The sequence below is a fragment of the Streptomyces sp. PTY087I2 genome, assembly GCF_001687325.1.
Classification (GTDB): Bacteria; Actinomycetota; Actinomycetes; order Streptomycetales; family Streptomycetaceae; genus Streptomyces.
The window spans coordinates 16,769-35,282 of record NZ_LZRD01000041.1; the positions used below are offsets into that span (position 1 = coordinate 16,769).

Below are 18,514 nucleotides of genomic sequence, written 5' to 3' on the forward strand. Positions count from 1 at the left end.
GAGACAGCGATGAGCCCCGTGCTCGATCCCGCTGTTGCGGCACTGCTGAACACTCCGAGCGTGGCACGGCTGCGCCCGGTGTTCGAAGGCAACAACATCAGTTTCGCTATCGGCTTCAAGCACATCAACTACGTCTCGGAAGCCGCGGTTCTGCATCACTTCCGCGAGGCGGGGCTGTCCGTCGGCTCGATGTACAAGCGCTTCGGTCTGGGTTTCGAGGTCGTGGAGCTGCGTTCCCGGCTCGGCGCACTGCTCGATGTCGACGACGAGGTGGAGGCAGAGGTCACCCCGGCGACGAAGCAGGGGGCCGGCGAGTTCACCTTCAAGGTGGCGCAGTTCGTCATGCGTGACGGGGAGCGGATCAAGTGCGCCACGTCCACTGTGCGGGTGCTGCTGCGAATCGATGATCACATCAGCGCCGACGAGCCCTATCCTGCCGGTCTCGAGGCGTTCACGGTACGCCGCCTGGGCACCGGGGACCGGATCGAGATCGCCGCGACCCCGCGCCCGTACGGGACTCTCTCCGAGGGCCGCGGCGTCATCGGCACGGACCCGGTCCTGGACGAGCTGATCGGCGAGGACAACGCGTTCGGCTGGCGCTGGCGCATGCCCTACTTCTACTGCCACTTCAACGACCGCGTGCAGATGTCGGGCTTCCTGCGGGTGATGGAAGAGGCCGAGGACCTCTTCCTCGCCTCGCGGGGACTGGCCATCAAGGAGGTGCTCGACACCCGGAACTGGATTCCCGTCGTCACCCAGTCCGACCTCCGGCTGCTCGACGAGACTCTGATGGAGGAGGAGCTGTACACGGTCTACACCATCGAGAACGTGTTCAAGAACCTTCTCTACACAGCTCGTATGGACGGATACGTCATCCGGGACGGGCAGCTGGTCCGCACCGTGACGGGCTCCATCACCCACGGCTATCTCACCGAGCACGCCCCCAACGAATGGTCGATGGCCACCCTCGACGAGGCGACCGTCGCCGCACTGAGCAGCCCGAAGGCGGTGGACGCATGAGCACCGCCACCGTGTCCCGTCCGGTGATCTCCGCATGGTCGGCGGTGTCTCCGTACGGCGTGGGCGCCGAGGCGCTCACCGCCGGGCTCCTCGCCGGCCGGCCGACCTCCACGCCGGTGGACACCGAGCGCTGGCGGGTTCCCGCGGGCGACGCCCACCTGGTTCCGGGCTTCGAAGTACGCGAGGCGCTCGGGAAGAAGGGCACCCGTTCCATGGACCGGGTGACCGGACTCGCGGTGGCCACCGTCGGAGGTCTGCTGGAGCAGCCCGACGCCGACCGGGACCGCGAGACGGGCGACCGGGCCGCTCTGGTGCTGGGCACCACCACCGGCAGCGTCGCCAGCATGATGGACTTCACCCGAAGCTCCCTGGTGGGCAGTCGGCCCTTCGACGTCGACCCGGCGCAGATGCCCAACGCGGTGATGAACTGCGCGGCGGGCCAGTGCGCGATCTGGTACGGCATCCGAGGCCCCAACACCACACTCGCCGGGGGCCGCACCGCAAGTCTCGCTGCAGTCAACTACGCGACGCGGCTGCTGGCTTCCGGGCGCGCGGAGTCGGTGCTGTGCGGCGCGGCCGAGGAATTCTCCTCCGCGCGCTACTGGCTGGAGCACCACAGCAGGGAGCACGGCTCGGAAGGGCCCGATCTCGGTGAGGGCTGTGCCATGCTGCTGATCCAGCCGGCCCACGCGTGCAGCCCGCAGCGGCCCGCGCTCGCGGAGATCCTGGCTGTCGAATCCCGGGTGGCGGTGGGAGCACGCCTGCGAGCGACGCTCGACGCTTGCGTACGTTCGGCCCTCGACGCCGCCGGCGTCCCGGCGGAGGACGTGTGGGCGGCCAGTTGCAGCGAGTCTCCCGGCGAGGCCGGGGTGGTCGAACGCGAGGTACTGACGTCGATCGTGGGCGAGCGCGCCCTGACCCGGGTACCCGCCCTGGGTGCTCTGGGCGATGTCTCCGCGGCCTCGGGTGCCTTCCAGATCGCGATGGTGCTGGCCACCGCCGCCGGCGACGCCCAGGCGGCCGGGCGGACCGCCGTGGCGACCTCGGTCGACCGGGACGGTTCGCTGTCCTGCGCCGTGCTGCGCCTGGCGGCGTCATGACCGGGCTGCCGCTGCCTTCGACGCTGCCGGGCCGGGAGAGCACGCGGGAGTCGGCTCACGGGATCGGCCCGGTCGCGGCCGGTCCGCTCGTCGTCTCCCCGCGCGGCGACGACGGAAGCTCCGCGACGCGGTTCGCCGTCTCGCCGGACGAGCCGGTGTTCGCCGGCCACTACCCGGACTTCCCCATCTTTCCCGGGGTGTGCGTGGTGGAGTGCGCGCATCGGAGCGCCCTGGCCACGGCGCCGGAACCGGTCGAGCTGTCGGCGGTGCGTTCCGCCCGCTTCACCGGTGCCGCGTTCCCCGGCGACACCCTGGACTTCCGCCTCAAGTGGCAGCGCAAGGACGGCGGCTGGCAGGTGTCCGCTACCGCGGTCACCGCCCGGGGCGACGCCGCGTCGATGCGTCTGTTGTACCGGGCAGTCGGCACGTCGCCCGACGCCCCGGCCGCGAGCGATACGCCCGCCCTCGTAGCCGAGCGGGGGGACGCCGGGCTGCCCGAGGTGATGAGCCTCCTGCCGCACCGGTATCCGATGCTCCTGGTCGACCGGATCACGGCGCTGCGCCCCGGTGAGCGGATCACCGCGGTGAAGGCGGTCACGCACAACGAACCCTGGTACGCCGTGTCCGTCCCGGGCCAGGATCTCGCCTACCCGGCCTCCCTGCTGGTCGAGTCCTGGGGGCAGTCGGCGGGGCTGCTCGCATCGGCGGCGGCCCCGGAAGCCCGCGAGCAGGTGATGCTCTTCGGCTCCGTGGCGAACGCGGTCTTCCACCGCCCGGTGCTGCCCGGCGACCTGGTCGAGCACCGCATCACGCTCACACGTTCGCTCGGCGACTCGGTGATCTTCGAAGGCGAAAGCCGGACCTCCGCGGGCCCGGTGATGTCCGTGGGACAGATGGTGATGGCCTTCCGGCCCGGTGACCATCTGCGCCCCTCTTGAGTGCCGCGTCGGCGGCCGACGCCCGGATGCCGGGGAGGAAGACATGACGGAACAGCGGAAACTCTCCAAGTACTGGATGCTCACCGATGACTTCACCCAGAATCCTTACCCGATTCTGGAGCGGGTCCGGGAGGAACAGCCGGTCTGCGAGCTCTCGATGCCCGGGGGCGGCCGTGCCTGGGTGGTCACGCGGCACGAGGACGCCAAGGCGGCTCTCTCCGACCCGCGGCTCAGCCGGGACATCAACGTGCACTTCGATCTGGTCTCGCGACTGACCGGCACCACCGTGACGCCGCCGCCCGAGCACGCCAACCACCTGGCGAACCTCGAACCTCCTCGGCACACCCCGCTGCGCAAGGCGATCAGTTCGGCGTTCACCCCCCGGCGGGCGGACGCCCTGCGTCCGCAGATCGAGGCCGTCGCGAACGAACTCCTCGACGGGCTGGCCGAGAAGGGAGGGAGCGGCGATCTGATAGCCGCGTACGCCGATCCGCTTCCGGTGATCGTCATCGCCACTCTGATGGGCGTGCCGGCCACGGACTGGCCCGACTTCCTGCGCTGGTCGACCCAGCTCCGCGCGGTCGAGGCGACCGATCCCGCGGCGGACCGCACCGTCAAGGAACTCTCCTCCTACATGTCGGCGCTCATCGCCGAGAAAGAGCGCACCCCCGGTGACGACCTGATCTCGGCCCTGATCCACGCCGAACCGGACCGCCGGCTGACCGGTACGGAGATCCTCTCCACCAGCTTCGCGCTGATGACCGGCGGCAACGACACCACCGCCAGCCTTCTGGGCGGAGTGCTCCGCGCGCTCCTCGTCCACCCCGAGGAGCGGGCCGAACTGATGGCCTCGCCCGGCCGCTGGGTGGCGGAGATGGACGAGCTGATCCGCTACGTCAGCCCCATAACCAACACGCTGCAGCGGGTCACCCTGGAGCCGGTGGAACTCGGCGGGGTGCGTATTCCCGCGGACGAGGTCGTGATCATTTCGGTGATCTCGACCAACCGCGACCGGTGCCCGTTCTCGGAGCGGCCGGACGCGCTGGATCTCAAGCGGCCCAAGCCCGCCCACCTCAGCTTCGGCCACGGCATCCACTACTGCTCGGGGGCACACCTGGCGAAGCTGATGACGGAGGTGTCGGTACGCCTCTTCTTCGAACGGTTCCCCGACGCCCGGCTTACGGTGGCCCCCTCCGCCCTCCGCTACACGCAGAGCATGGTCGTCCGCCCGCTGGAGTCCCTGCCCGTCACGTGGTGAACTCCCTTCCGGACAGCGCCGATCAGCGCTGAGCTCTGAAGAAGGTGAAGAGCATCCGCAGGCTCAGCACACCGCTGAGGACCAGCAGGTGATAGCCGACGGCCTCGAAGAGCCGGATCGACTCGGTGACCATCGGGCCGCCGTCGGACTGCATCAGGATCACCGCCATCAGTCCGGCGGTGCTCGCCAGGAGAGTGAGCAGGACTTCATGGACCAGCGTGCGGATGTAACGGCGGTCACGGCTGTCGGCGAGCACCCGGACGTTGACCGAGAGCCGACCCTCCTCCAGGGCGCTGGAAACCCGGTCGATCCGGCGTGGCAGCCGTCGCAGCGCGGACAGCGCGGAGAACAGCTCGCTCTCCAGGGGCGCGCCGACGGACGCGAACCCGCCCATCCCCGCGCCGCTCCGGTCGCCCGCCGCCCACGACCGGGACTCCGCCACCATGTCGAAGCCGGGCGACAGCCGGGTCAGGGTCCCCTCCAGCGTCGCCAGCGCGCGGAACACGGCGGCCACCTCGGGCGGGATACCGAGACCGTGCACGGAGACCAGCCGGAAGAGATCGATGAACACGCGTACGTCCGGGGCGGATCCGGTGCTGAAGTGACGGGCCATGAACCGGCCCAGCTCGCGTTCCAGACCTTGCTCGTCGACCTCCTCCGGCCGGTTGATCAGATCCAGCAGCGCATCACGCAGGGCAGCCGAGTCCGTGTGGTGCACCGCCATGAGGAAGCGGCGCAGGGCGGACTGCACCTGGCCGTCGAGACGGCCCACCGAGCCGAAGTCGATCAGGCCTATCCGGCCGTCGTCGAGCAAGAGGATGTTGCCGGGGTGCGGGTCGGCGTGGAACGTGCCGTCGATCAGGACCTGCATGAGCAGGCTGCCGAGCAACGAGCGTGCCAGATGCGCCCGTTCCTCGTCGGTTCGGACGAGTGCCGCTTCACCCGCACTGATGGGCAGGCCGGGCAGCTGTTCCAGAACCAGTATGTGTTCGCCGCTCAGCTCTTCGACGATGTCCGGGATGATCACCACGGCGTCGGTCTCACGCCTCGCCCAGGCGGCCCGCACGGTGGCCACGTTGCGGGCTTCCACCCGGAAGTCGAGCTCTTCCCGCACGGATGCGGCGAACCCTTCGGCCAGTTCGATGATGCCGAGGTCCCGGGCCCAGCGGGCACGCCGGTCCAGCATTCCGGCCATGCGGCAGATGATGTCGAGATCCCGCTCGACGCCCGGTCCCACGCCCGGTCGCTGCACTTTGACCACAACGCTCTCGCCGGAGTGCAGCCGGGCCAGATGGACCTGGGCGATCGAGGCCGCGGCGAGAGGCGCGTGATCGAAGTGCGCGAAGACGTCCTCCGGTGGTCTGCCGAACTCCTTGTGCAGCTGCTCCGCGATGCGTTCGGGGTGCTCGGGAGGGACCTGGTACTGAAGCCGGCTCAGCTCCACGATGAAACCCGGGGACAGCAGGTCGTGCCGGGTGGACAGCACCTGTCCGAGCTTGACGAAGGTCGGACCGCCCTCTTCCAGGGCCAGCCGCAACGGCTTGGCGAGCCGGGCACTGCCCGGCGCGGCTCCCTTCCCCGGCCGGCCACGACGGCCGCGCAGATACGGGCTCAGTCCGTGCCGCAGCGCGATGCCGCTGATCTCTGAGTATCTGCGGACTCTGGCCACCCCGGAGCGGAACGCACGAATCCAGCCGCCGCTGGATGTGCTCGGTACGACCATCTCGGACACGACCAGGAATGTCATGGCCAGAATAAGCGCGATGCCCAGCCGCACGCCGATCAACACCACCGGCCGCTCAGGGGTGCTGATGAGGGTGCTGGCGAGGAACATCCCCCCAATGGCTATGCCGCCCGTCAGAGCGATCCGGGTGATGCCCACCTGGATGCCGAGCAGTCGGCGCGCCACCACGGGAAAGACCACGAGGAAGAGCGCGAAACTGGCCGCCACGAGGACAGCGATTCCCACGATCATGTACATCCCTCACTGCGTTGGGAGCTGTCAGGAAACGGAAAGAGAGCCCGGAGCCGACAACGGCTCCGGGCTTCGCAGTGGCCGGGATGGTCAGCCCATGGCCTCGACAAGGCTCTTGGGCCGCATGTCGGTCCAGTTCGCCTCCACGTAGTCGAGGCACGCCTGGCGGGTGTCCTGACCGAACACCGTGGTCCACCCGGCCGGGACCTCGGCGAAGGCCGGCCAGAGGGAGTGCTGTAGTTCGTCGTTGACCAGGACGTAGTAGCTCGCGTTGTCGTCCTCGAACGGGTTGCTCATTCTTCGATACCTTCCCTGCGGGTCGTTGCGGAAATTGCATCGGCAGCGGAGGCGGCGGCCCTCGCGGCCCGGACCGCCGCGACGAAGCCGGGGAGCCGGTCGATTCCCCAGAACTTGTCGCGCCGGTGGATGAAGAACGGAACTCCGAAGACTCCGTCCCGGTCCATTTCACGGAGGAATCCGAGGCCGCGCATACGGATCGACTCGTCGTCGACCGCGTTCGCCACCCGGAGCGGATCCAGACCCAGCCCTTCGGCGAGGCCGGCGATGACCTTGCGGTCCGTGATGTCGTACCCCTTCACCCAGCGGGCCTCACTGACCGCTCTGATGTAGTCGCGGCCGCGGCCCCCCTCCTCCGCCACCAGGTAGCCGAGGTGAGGAACCCCCCAGTTGGGGTCCCTGTCGACGGGCCAGGCGATGGGCAGCCCGCGTTCGGTGGACAGGCGCTTGATGTCCTGGAGAATGTAGAGGTGCTTCTCCTTCGACATAGGAACGTAGGGTAGTTGAATACCCTCGTCGTCGAGGAGCCTGCTGCTGATCTCGTCCGGCTCCCAGTACGGACGCCACTCGATGGCGTCCGCGACATCCGGGTACCGCTCGGTCAGATCGTGAAAGGCGAGCCACGAGTACGGGCTGCGGAACGAAAAGTACCAGCGCGTTGGCTTGACAGCCATCACAACCTCCTGAAGATGCACCGTGCGGGCACGGCTATACGGTGATGCCGCCGTCGATCTGGAGCACGGATCCTGTTACGTAGCCGGCGCGGTCGGAGGCGAGATACCCGACGAGGTCGGCGACCTCGTCCGCACGCCCCAGCCGCCCCAGCGGAATCTGCCCCAGCGCCTTGTCCTTGACGGGCCCGCTGAGCACGGAGGTCATGTCCGTGTCGATGAATCCTGGCGCCACCACATTGACGCGGATGCCGTAACGCCCGACTTCCTTGGCGAGGGCGCGGGAGAACCCGATGATCCCCGCTTTGGAAGCCGAGTAGTTCGCCTGGCCGGCGTTTCCGTGAACTCCGGCGACGGAGGAGAGATTGATGATCGCCCCCGCCTTCCGCTTCATCATCGGGAACACCACAGCACGATTGAGGTTGTAGACGCCGTCGAGATTGACGTCCAGCACCTGGTTCCAGTCGTCGTCGGTCATCAGCACCAGCGGGTTGTCCCTGGTGATACCGGCCGCCGTCACGGCCACCTCGATAGGCCCCAGCAGTTCCTCGGTCTCGGCGACCAGTGCCCGTACCGATTCCTTGTCGCGCACATCCGCCTTGCGGGCCAACACGCGAACACCGATCTCGGCGAGTTCCTTCTCCAGTTCACGAGCGGCCTCGTCGTTGGCCTGGTAGCAGAAGGCGACGTCGAAGCCGTCCCGTGCCAGCCGCAGCGCCGTCGCCCTGCCGATGCCACGTGAGCCTCCCGTGACCAGGGCAACCCGGTTGTCCGTGCTTGTCATTGCTCTCCCTCGCTGTGCACCGGACGCAGCGGCCTGTCCCGCCTCATCGCAGCGCCGATGACCCACTACCAGCCGGCTGCTTCGGACACCACTTCGTAGACGCCCTTGAGGTGGACCATTCTGGCGAGCTCAGCCTGGTCTATGACGATGCCGAACTCTTTCTCCAGAGCGGCGAGGATCTCGATCGCGCGAAGCGAATCGGCCCCGTGCTCCTCCCTGAAGAGACTCGTCTCGGTGACTTCCTCGTCCTCGAGTTCGAGAATGTCGACAATGATTTCCTGGATCTTCGCCAAGCGCTCTTCGTACGTACCGCTCACGGCTGATTCAGCTCCTTCGTCATACCGATAATTTCAGCCACAACGGCCGACTCGGTCGCGATATTTCTATGAGATGTCGCTCTTCATCGACAAGGCTCGTTGCATAAAGCTGCCATACTCAAGCGTCTTCGCGGCCCGGTCCATTCGTACCTGAATTCCACTCCATATCAACCGATCCGGAGCAGTGGGACAACGGAAGGTGCAGGAACCTGCCCACCGGACGGTTCCCGTCGGTGAGCCGTCGCGAACGGCCGAGAGGCGCGGCGGGTCGCCTTCCCGGGGACAGGCCGGGCCCGGCGGCGGCTTGGCAGTTTCATGCAACCGCCCCGAGGCCACGGCGGGAGCGGACCGCGACCCGGCGGCGGTCTGTACAGAACCTGTACGGAGGCGTGGAGAACGACGCAGGAATTCCTCAAGGAGAGACGCCAACTCTGGCGGTGCGGGATTGCCCCGCCCCGGACCAGAGGAGGAATTATGCGCGAAGATCAGAATTCTCCAGCCCAGGCTGTTCACCCGCTGGAATTCCTGGAGGAGATCGAAGAGAAACTTTCGAAGGAACAGGAGGACATGCTCCCGGCGAGCATCACCCCTTGGGCTGTGCTGCTCGCCGACTACATCGACGCGCTGAGCGAAATCATCGCGCGCGGGCAGGACTACGACAGTCCGGCCCCGTTGTACGCCCTGGACCAGGGCCACGCGGGAGGCTGCGGCTGATCGTGGGCTCCGGCCCTTCGGGGCCCGCACTCCCCACCCCTGTGGGCCCCGAAGGGCCGGGGTCCACGACGTCAGGCGGCCAGCAGGGCCGGTCGGCTCAGCTCGCGGCCGAAGAGCCGGACGAGGGGCGGGAAGCGGTAGCGCGGCCAGGAGCGGCCAGCGCTCAGGCCGTCCAGCAGACAGGAGTCGGACAACTGCTCCAGGAGCTCCTCGGCGTCATCGGTCCCGGTGCCGAGAACAGTGGCCGCGACGGGAGCGGTGAGCTGTCGGGGGCCGTCGGCCGCCAGGGTGACCAGGGCTTCGGCGAGGCGGGGCGGCAGCTCGTCCAGGGCACGCCGCAACCCCGCGCCGACATCGAGGCCGCCCAGCCTCAGTTCCGCCAGTCGTCGTTCCTCCTGCTCCAGCCGGGAGGCGAACCGGGTGGTGGACCACTGGGGACGGACGACGAGCCGGGCGGCGGCAATCCGCAGGGCGAGCGGCAGGCGGTCGCAGAACTCGGCGATGCGGACGATCGCCTCGGGGTCCTCCCCGATCCGGGCGGGCCCCATGACCGCCGCGAGCAGCCGTACGGCGTCACCCGGACTCAGCGGGCCGAGTCGGATCAGCCTGATTCCCTCCAGCGAGGCCAACTGAGGGCGTCCACCCGTGACGACGGTGCAGCTCTCCCCGCACCCCGGCAGCAGGGGGCGTACCTGGGCGTCGTCGGTCGCATTGTCGAGGACGATCAGCATCCGCCGCCCGGCCAGCAACGTCCGGTAGAGCTGAGCGCGTTCGTCGACGGTCGCGGGCAACCGGTCGGGGTCGGAACCCAGGGCGCGCAGGAACCAGCCGAGGACTTCCCGCGGTTCTCTCGCGCCCCCGTCGGTCCGCAGGTCCGCGTAGAGCTGGCCGTCGGGGAAGGCGTCGCGAACGCGTCCCGCCGTGTGGAGGGCCAGTGCCGACTTGCCCGTTCCCGGCGCGCCGGTGACCACGGCGTACTGGTGCGCGTGCAGAGCGGCGATGACCTGATCCACCTCGGTGTCCCTGCCCGTGAAATCCCGTGCGGGGGCAGGGAGAAGCGCCGGCACAGGGGCGTCGCGGCCCTCGCCCACGGCCCGCACCGCAGACACCCGACCGGCCGGAGCGCTGTGCACCAGCTCCGGTGGGGCGGGCAGGACCAGCGTGCCTCCGAGCATTTCCTCGTGGAGCGTGCGCAACGCCGTGCCCGGATCGATGCCCAGCTCCTCGGCGAAGGTACGACGCCCTTCCTCGTACAGTTCGAGCGCGTCGGGCTGCCGGCCGCAGCGGTACAGGGCGGTCATCAGATGACCGCGCAGCCGCTCCCGCAACGGGTGGAGAGCGACCTGGCGGGTCAGACCCGGGACGAGCTCCGCGTGCCGGCCGAGGGCCAGCGCCGCCTCCGCATGGTGTTCGACCGCGGACAGCCGGGCCTCCTCCATCCGGGGAGCCTCGGCCAGGGCGAGTTGCTCGGTGACGCCCGTGAGCGCCGGCCCCTTCCAGAGGGCGAGGGCCCCCGCCAGCCGGCGTTCGGCGTCGGCATGCCGTCCGGCCCGGAGGTCGGCGTCGCCCGCCTCTGCCAGGGCCCGAAAGGAGTCCCAGTCGAGTGTGGCCTCGCCGATGTCCATCCGGTACCCGGAACCGCTGCGCTCCAGGGCGATCCCGGATCCCATCCGGGTGCGCAGTCGCGAAACGTAGGTGTAAAGCTGGCTGGTACTGGTCGGCGGCGGCTCCCAGCCCCACACCAGGGTGGTGAGCCGCTCATCCGTCAGGACACCGCCGCGGGCCAGGAGCAGGGCGGCGAGCACGGTGCGCTGCTTCCCGCCGGCGAGTGCGATCGGATGCCCGTCGGATGCGGCCGAAACCGCACCGAGGATGGTGAAGTCCATGGCCTCCTCCTCGCCGCACAGCCCGCTCCGGATGCTGAGCCGTCTGCCGCAGAAGACTACTGACCTGGTCTTTTCCACGGCTATCGGAGCGCTTTCGCACGCACGAAAGCGAGACGAAACCGCCGGAACAAGCCGCCCTCGTAATCTTCGGGGCATCCGGGGGCCCTGCACCACGGCGGCCCGTAGAGCAGAAGGAGAGTGTCATGCAGCGCTTCGTCATCACCTCGGCCAAGGCCGTCGCCGGGGCTGCTGCGGACGACCCGTGGACCTGATCCCGGCCGGGTCCCGGCCCCTCAGGGCCCGACCAGCTCGATGAGGTCCGCCGGCGGGGTCCGGTTCTGATCGCCGAGCGACGTCAGCAGCCGGCTAGTCCGGTCCCGCCAGTACGCCGTCCCGATCTCGGCGAAGAGGTCGCCCGCCGCCTCGAAGCAGGCCGCGGCCCCTGCCAGGTCACCGAGCACGGTACGCACCTGACCGAGGGTCAGCCCGGCTCTGGCCTCCAGGTAGTGGTCCGGCACCCGTCCGGCGACCGCCACTGCCAGGTCGAGCACCACTTCCGCTTCCGCGTTCCTTCCCTGGCACCACAGCGCCTCACCCAGGGTCCGCAGGGCATGGGCCTCACCGCGCAGATCGCCACTGGCACGTACGAGTTCCAGCGCCCTGCGAGAGGCTTCCTCCGCCCGTTCGCCCTCCCTTTCGTGGATCAGTACCTCGGCGAGACGGACCGTGCTCTGCGCCTCTCCCCGAACGGTCCCCAGGCCACGGCTTCTGGCAACCGCTTCGGTGGACAGCATGAGACTCGCCTGCGGATCTCCCCGCTCCAATTCGATCTGGGCCAGCAGGCCGAGCAGATGAGCCACCGCGTAGTGATCTCCGACCTGCCGGAAGAGCTCCAGCGAGCAGTACCCCAGCTCCCGCGCCGCGTCCAGGTCCCCACGGTGGCGTTCGCACAGCGCCAGATTGCGGAGGACCAGGGCCCGCCCCTTCTTCCCGCGTGCACCCAGTTCCTCGCGCGCCTCCTCGAAAAGACGCAGCGCCAGGTCGAGATGGCGGGAGGCCGCCTCGTACTCCCAGCACACGATCTCCAGTGTGCCGAGCGAGTGCAGCATCACGGCCTCACCGAGCCGGTCGCCCGCCGCCCGGGCGGCGGCCAGCGCCCGGTCGCCGCAGAAGCGCCAGTCCTCCAGGTAGTTGCGGTTCTGCAGGAGGGTCACGCTGGTCAACGCCAGGTCCCAGGCGAACGCCGCCTCGCCCTCCCGCGCTGTCTGGTCCACCAGGCCGGTCAGCGAGGCGCGCTCGCTCTCGAACCACTCCATCGGATCGGCGAGCAGGTTCTCCGACAGCTGTGCGGGCAGCGGATGCAGGGGGGCCGGGCCGTGGATGATGGTGTAGTCCCCGCCGTAGATCTTCCGATGGGCTTCCGAGGCGAGAGCCAGCCACGCCCCGGACACCCGCCGCAGAGCCGCGTGTCGCTCGTTCTCACTGTCCTCGGAGAGCGCCAGTTCGCGGGCGAACAGCCGGGGAAGCCCCTGGAATCGGTAGCGCACTTGACTGGTGGCGGAGGAGAGCGGCACCAGCATCTGGGCATCGACGAGTTCCTCGATCAGGTCCTCCGCGTCGATCAGATCGATGTCGAGGAGCGCGGCGCCGGCCCAGGGAGCGAAGTCGGGCACGTTCAAGGAGCCGAGCAGCCGGAACATCCGGGCTGTGGACGCGGGCAGGTCGCGGTAGCTCAGCCGGAGGCCGGCCCGGACACCGCGCTCGTCCGGACTCAGTTCGTCCAGCCTCCGGTGCTGGTCCTCCAGACGCGAAACCAGGGTCCGGACCGACCAGTGGGGCTTGGCCGCGAGCCGGGCGGCCGCGATGCGCAGGGCGAGGGGCAGCCGGTCGCACAGGGTGCTGAGCCGGGCCGCCGCCACGGGCTCAGCACTCAGCCTGCCGTCAGCGGCGACCTTGGAGAGCAGCGCTATCGATTCGTCCTGCCCGAGCGCACCGAGGTGCAGCGGTACGAAGGCGTAGTCGCCGGCAAGCGCGCCTCCCATGGGGTCACGGCTGGTGACCAGGACGCAACAGCGGCCGGAGCCGGGCAGCAGGGGACGTATCTGCCGGAAGGAGCGCGCGTTGTCGAGGACGATCAGAACGCGTCGGCCGTCGAGGACACTGCGGAAGAGCGCGGCCCGCTCGTTCAGGTCCGCGGGAATCTCGGGTCCGGGCACGCCGAGGGCGCGCAGGAACCGGTCGAGCACGGCAGCGGGGGAGCGTGGCGCCTCCTCGTCGTAACCGCGCATGTCCGCGAAGAGCTGGCCGTCGGGGAACCGGCCGGCAACCTGCAGCGCCCAGCGGACGGCGAGCGCGGTCTTGCCCACCCCTCCGATGCCGGTGACCGATCCGACGGGTAGCGCCGATCCGTCGAGATGGTCCAGCAGCGTGTCCAGCGTGGCGAGTTCGTCGTGACGACCGGTGAATGATGCGGCTCCTGACGGCAGTTGCGCGGGCACGACCGTGGCGGGGGCGGACGCGGCCGATTCACCGGGAAGAGCGAGCCGAGGGGAGTCGGCGAGGATCTCCTCGTGCAGCTCCCGGAGCCGGGGGCCGGGATCGATACCGAGCTCGTCGGCGAGGAGCCGATAGCCCTCACGGTAGGTCTCCATCGCCTCGGCCCGCCGTCCGGACCGGTACTGAGCGACCATCAGGTGCGCCATCGCCTGTTCTCTCAGCGGGTGTTCGCGTACGAAGGAGGCCAGTTCACCGATCACCTCCCGGTGCTGCCCCAGCTCCAGCCGCAGTCCCATGTACTCCTCGTACGCGTCGAGGCGCATCTCGGTCAGCCGAGCCGCCGCGGCCTCGGCGCGTCCGGCCGAGATCCCGTCGAGGGCGGGCCCGCGCCACATGGCCAGGGCCTCGTCGAAGCGGGCGCATGCCTCCTCGAGACCACCGCTGCGCGCTGCGGCCCGGCCCAGAGCGACCCGCTCCTCGAACTCGACGGCGTCGATGCGGTGATCCCCGGTGAACAGCATGTAGCCGGGATGGCTGGTGACCAGCATGTCGTCCGATCCCGCAGCCGCCTTGAGCGTCTTGCGCAGCGCCGAGACACAGATCGCGACCTGGTTGCGGGCGGTCGAGGGCGGAGCCCCATGCCAGACGGCGTCGGCCAGTTCATCGACCGAGACCACCCGGTCGGGGTTGAGGAGCAGCATCGACATGATGGTGCGCCGACGGGCGCCGGTGAGAACGACCGCCTGCCCGCCGACGCTGATGTCCAACGGCCCCAGGATCCGGAACACCACCTGAAGCACGAGCAGCCCCCTGACGTCGCGGCCCGGTTCCGTATGACTTGTTCACACCGCTATTTGATGATTGATGGGCAAGTCGAGAGGCGACAACGGAGCTGACAGCTACCTGCCAGCCCAGCGCCCGGCCGCCATCCAGGAGACCTGCGAGAAGGACGTGGCGTGGTTCCAGCCGGCCGGCTCCGGCGCCGGCTCGCTCTCCGCTTTGGCCCCGGCCCCGGCCGCACTCGACAGGGCGGTGAGCAGTGCGGTCACGGCAGCGAGTTCCTCCACGGAGGGGGTTCCTCTGATGACTTTGAGCAGGCTGGGACCAAGGGGCCCGTCGAACGCCGAAGCCGACATGGCGGTCTCCTCTACACCGGGGGGTTGCCGTGTTTGCGGGAGGGCAGCGCGGCGTGTTTCGTGCGCAGCATGGCCAGGGCACCGACCAGCGCGGAGCGGGTGTCCGCGGGGTCGATCACATCGTCCACGAGGCCGCGTTCCGCCGCGTAGTACGGATGCATCAGCTCGGACTTGTACTCCTTGACCAGCTGCTCGCGTACCGCATCGGGGTCGTCGGCCGCCTGGATCTGCCGCCGGAAGACCACGTTGGCCGCGCCCTCGGCCCCCATGACCGCGATCTCGTTGGTCGGCCAGGCCAGTGAGAGATCGGTGCCGATGGATCGCGAGTCCATCACGATGTACGCGCCGCCGTACGCCTTGCGCAGAATCACCTGCACCCGGGGAACGGTGGCGTTGCAGTAGGCGTACAGGAGTTTGGCCCCGTGCCGGATGATCCCCCCGTGCTCCTGGTCGACGCCCGGCAGGAACCCGGGTACGTCGACCAGCGTGACCAGCGGAATGTTGAACGCGTCGCACATCTGGACAAAGCGCGCGGCCTTCTCCGAGGAGGGTATGTCGAGCACCCCGGCGAAGGACTGGGGCTGGTTGGCGACGATACCGACCACCTGGCCGTCCAGGCGGGCGAGGGCCGTGATGACGCTGGTGGCCCAGCGCTCGTGCACCTCCATGTAATCGCCGTCGTCCACGATCTCGGTGATCACCTCGTGCATGTCGTACGGGCGCCCGCCGTCGAGCGGCACCAGTTCCAGCAGTCGCTCGCACCGCCGGTCGGCCGGATCGTCCGCGCGCTCGGCCGGCGGCATCTCACGGTTGTTGGCCGGCAGCATGGACAGCAGATACCGGACCTCGGCCAGGCAGCTCTCCTCGTCGTCGTACGCGAAGTGCGCGACGCCGGAGGTCTCGGCGTGGACGTCCGCGCCGCCGAGGCCGTTCTGGGTGATCTCCTCGCCGGTGACCGCCTTCACGACGTCGGGGCCGGTGATGAACATCTGCGAGGTCTCACGGACCATGAACACGAAGTCGGTCAGGGCCGGGGAGTACGCCGCGCCGCCCGCGCACGGGCCGAGCATCACGCTGATCTGCGGGATCACACCCGAAGCGCGCGTGTTGCGCTGGAAGATGCCGCCGTACCCGGCGAGCGCCGAGACGCCCTCCTGGATACGGGCGCCGGCTCCGTCGTTCAGCGACACCAGCGGGGCGCCGGCCGAGATGGCCATGTCCATGATCTTGTGGATCTTCGTGGCATGGGCCTCGCCCAGCGCCCCGCCGAAGATCCGGAAGTCGTGGGCGAAGGCGAAGACCGTGCGGCCCTCGACCGTGCCCCACCCTGTCACCACCCCGTCGGTGTACGGCCTCTTCGCCTCCAGGCCGAAACCCGTTGCCCGGTGTCTGCGCAATTGCTCGGTCTCGGTGAAAGAGCCCTCGTCGAAAAGGAGCGCAAGGCGTTCACGCGCGGTGAGCTTCCCCTTGGCGTGCTGGGCGTCCGTAGCCGGCGCCGCACCTTCGAGAACCTCGTCGCGGATCAGCCCGAGCTCGCTCACCCGGTCCTGCATCGTCATAGCCAACTCCTCGTATGGTCAGGTCCGACCGGTACGGAAACCTTCCGCCCCGCCCGACGGCGTGTTTTCACTCCCGCCCGCTCCGAAAGAGAAAAGTGCGCGGCCGAGAAAAGAAGGGAAGAACGGGGCAAGGCATTTCACCTACGGGTCAGTGCCACACCACACGCACGGCACGGTCGAGAACCCAGCCCGCCACCTCTCCCATGTCGGTCACCCGCGTCCCGACGCGCAGCGAGGCCCTGTCCAGACCGTGCCGCGCCAGGGAGTAGCGGTCGGCGGCCAGCCGTCCGCCCGCTCGCTGGAACCGGTCGAGAGCGGAGTCACTGCCCGGAACGGCCAGCGCCACGCCTTCCTCGACCAGAAGCAGCACCACCGGACTCCTCGACATGGCCTCGGTGACGGCCATCCTCCGGAAGCCGTCCGGCTCGTCGGCGCCACCCCGGTTCTCCACCAGGAGAAGCCACGGGCCCTCCCCCGGCTTCCATTGCTCCGACACCGAACTCGCCCGTGCCCGCTCGCGGTCTACCGGCTACCGGGCCCAGGCCCGCGCGGCGGACCCGGGTTTCGCCATCAGGTCACCGAGCTGGCCCGCCGCGTCGATCAGCGCGCCGAGCAGCACCCGGTTCGGAGCCTCGGGCATCCGGAAACACGGACCGGTGAGAGCCAGCGCGGCCACCACCCGCTTCCCCATGGCACGTACCGGCACCGCGATCGAGACGGCCCCCGGCACGATCGCCTCGGGGCCGTGCACCCAGCCGCGACTGCGTACGAGAGTGAGCTGAGCGCCGGTGAAGCGGGCGCTGCGCAGCCCCTCGTACAGCTCCCGGGGCTCCTCCCAGGCGAGCAGGACCTGGGCAACCGGCCCTGCCTTGAGTGAACGCGCCATGCCGACCGGCAGGTCCTCCCTGCCACCGGAGACGTCCACGGAGGAGGAGACACAGAGCTGCATGGCTCCACTGCGCCGGAACAGCCGGGCGTCGAACCCGGTCAGCTCCCGCAGCTCCGCCAGGACGGGCGGCGCCACCCTGACCAGCCGGTCACGCTGCACCTCGGCCGCCATGGCGCCGAGCCTCGGGCCGAGGACGAATCTCCCCTTGAAGTCCCGGGTGAACAGCCCGATGTGCTCCAGGCCGAGCGCGATCCGGTGCACGGTCGGGCGGGCGAACCCGCTGTCGGCCACCAGCTCCGCCAGCGTCGCCGGTCCCTTCTCCACCACAGCCAGGAGGACCGATGCCTTGTCGAGCACCCCGATCCCGCTGATCCCTCTCGGCCGGTGCTCCGCCGTGACGCTCATCGTTCACTCACCCGTCGGGCGGGAAGCGCTCCGGCGACGTCCGGGGAGACGACCTCGACGGCCCGGTCGATGCGCCGGATCAGCCCGGCCAGCGTCCGGCCAGGCCCGAGCTCGACGAGCCGGCGACAGCCGAGCTGCCTGGTGAGGGTTCGCACGCTCTGCTCCCACAGCACCGGAGAGGTGAGCTGCCGGACGCAGAGCTCCGGCCAGTCGGCGTCGCCCCTGTACGGCGCCGCATCGACGTTGGCCACCATCGGAACGGCCGTCGATGTGAACGGTGTGTCCCGCAGCGCCCGGCCCAGCGCCTCGGCGGCGGGTGCCATGAACGGAGTGTGGAAGGCTCCTCCGACCTCGATCGCAATCATCCGCGCCCCGATCCCCGGCGCTCGCCCCCCGAACTCGGCGACCGACGCGGGCGATCCGGAGATGACGGCCTGCCCCGGGGCATTGATGTTGGCGACCCATACCTCGCCGCCCTCCCCACGTATCTCGTCCGCCAGGGCCGTGACCTCTTCCGGCTCCACCCCGACCACCGCACCCATCGTGCCCTCATGTGCCAGTGCCGCCTCGCGCATGGCACGGCCCCTCGCGGCCACCAGAGCCGCGGCCCCGGTGACCGTGAGGGCGCCGGAAGCGACGAGGGCCGCGTACTCACCGAGACTGTGCCCCGCGCAGGCGACGACGGGCCCGCCGAGGCTGTCACCGCGTACCGCTTCGGCGTGGGCCATCATCGAGACGGTGAACACGGCGAGTTGTGCGAGGTCAGTACGCCGGAGATGCTCCTGGGGGGTGCGCAGCAGGAGTTCGGGGAGGTCTTCGCCCGTGACCTCGGAGATCTCCTCGGCAAGGCGCCAGGATGGGGTGTCCCGCCAGGCCTCGCCCATTCCCTGCTTCTGCGTTCCCTGCCCGGGAAACACCAAGCCGACCGGTACCTGATCCATGGACCCGCCTTCCGCACGACGCTCATCAAGGGGCACGCAGGGCCGGCCACCTGGACTCAGATGGCCGACCTCGTGCGCCGACGGCTCTACGGGGGAATCGGGCCGCCGGAGAACGGGCCCCGCCATCC

At 69.4% G+C, this 18,514-nt stretch carries 17 protein-coding genes; 5 read left to right on the forward strand and 12 right to left on the reverse strand.

The annotated features are described in order from the left end of the window. Positions 1 to 9: 9 nt before the first annotated feature. From A3Q37_RS31710 to A3Q37_RS31725, 4 genes are read left to right on the forward strand one after another with little or no spacing between them, the layout of a single operon-like run. Positions 10 to 1,020, forward strand: a complete 1,011-nt coding sequence (locus A3Q37_RS31710; protein ID WP_065489950.1) for a hypothetical protein — start codon at positions 10 to 12, stop codon at positions 1,018 to 1,020. Then, the gene (locus tag A3Q37_RS31715; RefSeq protein WP_065489952.1) at positions 1,017 to 2,120 is read left to right on the forward strand and encodes a beta-ketoacyl synthase N-terminal-like domain-containing protein; all 1,104 of its coding nucleotides are present in this window, start codon (positions 1,017 to 1,019) and stop codon (positions 2,118 to 2,120) included. Before A3Q37_RS31710 ends, A3Q37_RS31715 begins: the two co-directional genes overlap by 4 nt. Then, positions 2,117 to 3,058, forward strand: a complete 942-nt coding sequence (locus tag A3Q37_RS38120; protein WP_255311999.1) for a 3-hydroxyacyl-ACP dehydratase FabZ family protein — start codon at positions 2,117 to 2,119, stop codon at positions 3,056 to 3,058. The genes A3Q37_RS31715 and A3Q37_RS38120 overlap by 4 nt, the downstream gene beginning before the upstream one ends. A gap of 43 nt (positions 3,059 to 3,101) precedes the next feature. Then, positions 3,102 to 4,316: a cytochrome P450 gene (locus A3Q37_RS31725; RefSeq protein ID WP_065489954.1), complete on the forward strand. Its 1,215-nt coding sequence runs from the start codon at positions 3,102 to 3,104 to the stop codon at positions 4,314 to 4,316. A gap of 22 nt (positions 4,317 to 4,338) precedes the next feature. Here the strand turns inward: A3Q37_RS31725 and A3Q37_RS31730 are convergent, their stop codons facing one another. From A3Q37_RS31730 to A3Q37_RS31750, 5 genes are all read right to left on the reverse strand, one after another. Next, a complete protein-coding gene (locus A3Q37_RS31730) occupies positions 4,339 to 6,291 on the reverse strand; it encodes an AarF/ABC1/UbiB kinase family protein (protein WP_218064579.1) in 1,953 nt (650 codons plus the stop codon). A gap of 90 nt (positions 6,292 to 6,381) precedes the next feature. Further along, complete coding sequence (locus A3Q37_RS31735) at positions 6,382 to 6,588, reverse strand: MbtH family protein (protein WP_065489958.1); 207 nt, start codon at positions 6,586 to 6,588, stop codon at positions 6,382 to 6,384. Beyond that, positions 6,585 to 7,262, reverse strand: coding sequence for a 2-hydroxychromene-2-carboxylate isomerase (locus A3Q37_RS31740; RefSeq protein WP_065489960.1), 678 nt, complete (start codon positions 7,260 to 7,262; stop codon positions 6,585 to 6,587). The genes A3Q37_RS31735 and A3Q37_RS31740 overlap by 4 nt, the downstream gene beginning before the upstream one ends. Before the next feature lie 34 nt (positions 7,263 to 7,296). Further along, complete coding sequence (gene fabG, locus A3Q37_RS31745; protein WP_065489962.1) at positions 7,297 to 8,043, reverse strand: 3-oxoacyl-[acyl-carrier-protein] reductase; 747 nt, start codon at positions 8,041 to 8,043, stop codon at positions 7,297 to 7,299. 65 nt (positions 8,044 to 8,108) lie between these two features. Continuing rightward, entirely contained in the window at positions 8,109 to 8,360 is a 252-nt protein-coding gene (locus A3Q37_RS31750; protein ID WP_065489964.1) for an acyl carrier protein, read from the reverse strand. Positions 8,361 to 8,834: 474 nt separating this feature from the next. Between A3Q37_RS31750 and A3Q37_RS31755 the strand changes: the two genes are divergently transcribed. Then, positions 8,835 to 9,074: a DUF6269 family protein gene (locus A3Q37_RS31755; protein WP_065489966.1), complete on the forward strand. Its 240-nt coding sequence runs from the start codon at positions 8,835 to 8,837 to the stop codon at positions 9,072 to 9,074. A gap of 71 nt (positions 9,075 to 9,145) precedes the next feature. Here A3Q37_RS31755 and A3Q37_RS31760 read toward each other — a convergent pair whose 3' ends face one another. From A3Q37_RS31760 to A3Q37_RS31790, 7 genes are all read right to left on the reverse strand, one after another. Continuing rightward, positions 9,146 to 10,960, reverse strand: coding sequence for a BTAD domain-containing putative transcriptional regulator (locus A3Q37_RS31760; RefSeq protein WP_065489968.1), 1,815 nt, complete (start codon positions 10,958 to 10,960; stop codon positions 9,146 to 9,148). A 293-nt stretch (positions 10,961 to 11,253) separates the two neighbouring features. Beyond that, entirely contained in the window at positions 11,254 to 14,256 is a 3,003-nt protein-coding gene (locus tag A3Q37_RS31765; protein ID WP_079138076.1) for an AfsR/SARP family transcriptional regulator, read from the reverse strand. 99 nt (positions 14,257 to 14,355) lie between these two features. After that, a complete protein-coding gene (locus A3Q37_RS31770; RefSeq protein WP_065489970.1) occupies positions 14,356 to 14,592 on the reverse strand; it encodes an acyl-CoA carboxylase epsilon subunit in 237 nt (78 codons plus the stop codon). Between the two features lie 11 nt (positions 14,593 to 14,603). After that, positions 14,604 to 16,151, reverse strand: coding sequence for an acyl-CoA carboxylase subunit beta (locus A3Q37_RS31775; RefSeq protein ID WP_065489972.1), 1,548 nt, complete (start codon positions 16,149 to 16,151; stop codon positions 14,604 to 14,606). Between the two features lie 148 nt (positions 16,152 to 16,299). Continuing rightward, positions 16,300 to 16,647, reverse strand: coding sequence for a hypothetical protein (locus A3Q37_RS31780; protein WP_065489974.1), 348 nt, complete (start codon positions 16,645 to 16,647; stop codon positions 16,300 to 16,302). Positions 16,648 to 16,680: 33 nt separating this feature from the next. Continuing rightward, a complete protein-coding gene (locus tag A3Q37_RS31785; RefSeq protein WP_065489976.1) occupies positions 16,681 to 17,445 on the reverse strand; it encodes an IclR family transcriptional regulator in 765 nt (254 codons plus the stop codon). Then, positions 17,442 to 18,386 (reverse strand): ACP S-malonyltransferase, encoded by a 945-nt coding sequence (locus tag A3Q37_RS31790; RefSeq protein ID WP_065489978.1) that lies wholly within the window; start codon positions 18,384 to 18,386, stop codon positions 17,442 to 17,444. The genes A3Q37_RS31785 and A3Q37_RS31790 overlap by 4 nt, the downstream gene beginning before the upstream one ends. Positions 18,387 to 18,514: the final 128 nt, after the last annotated feature.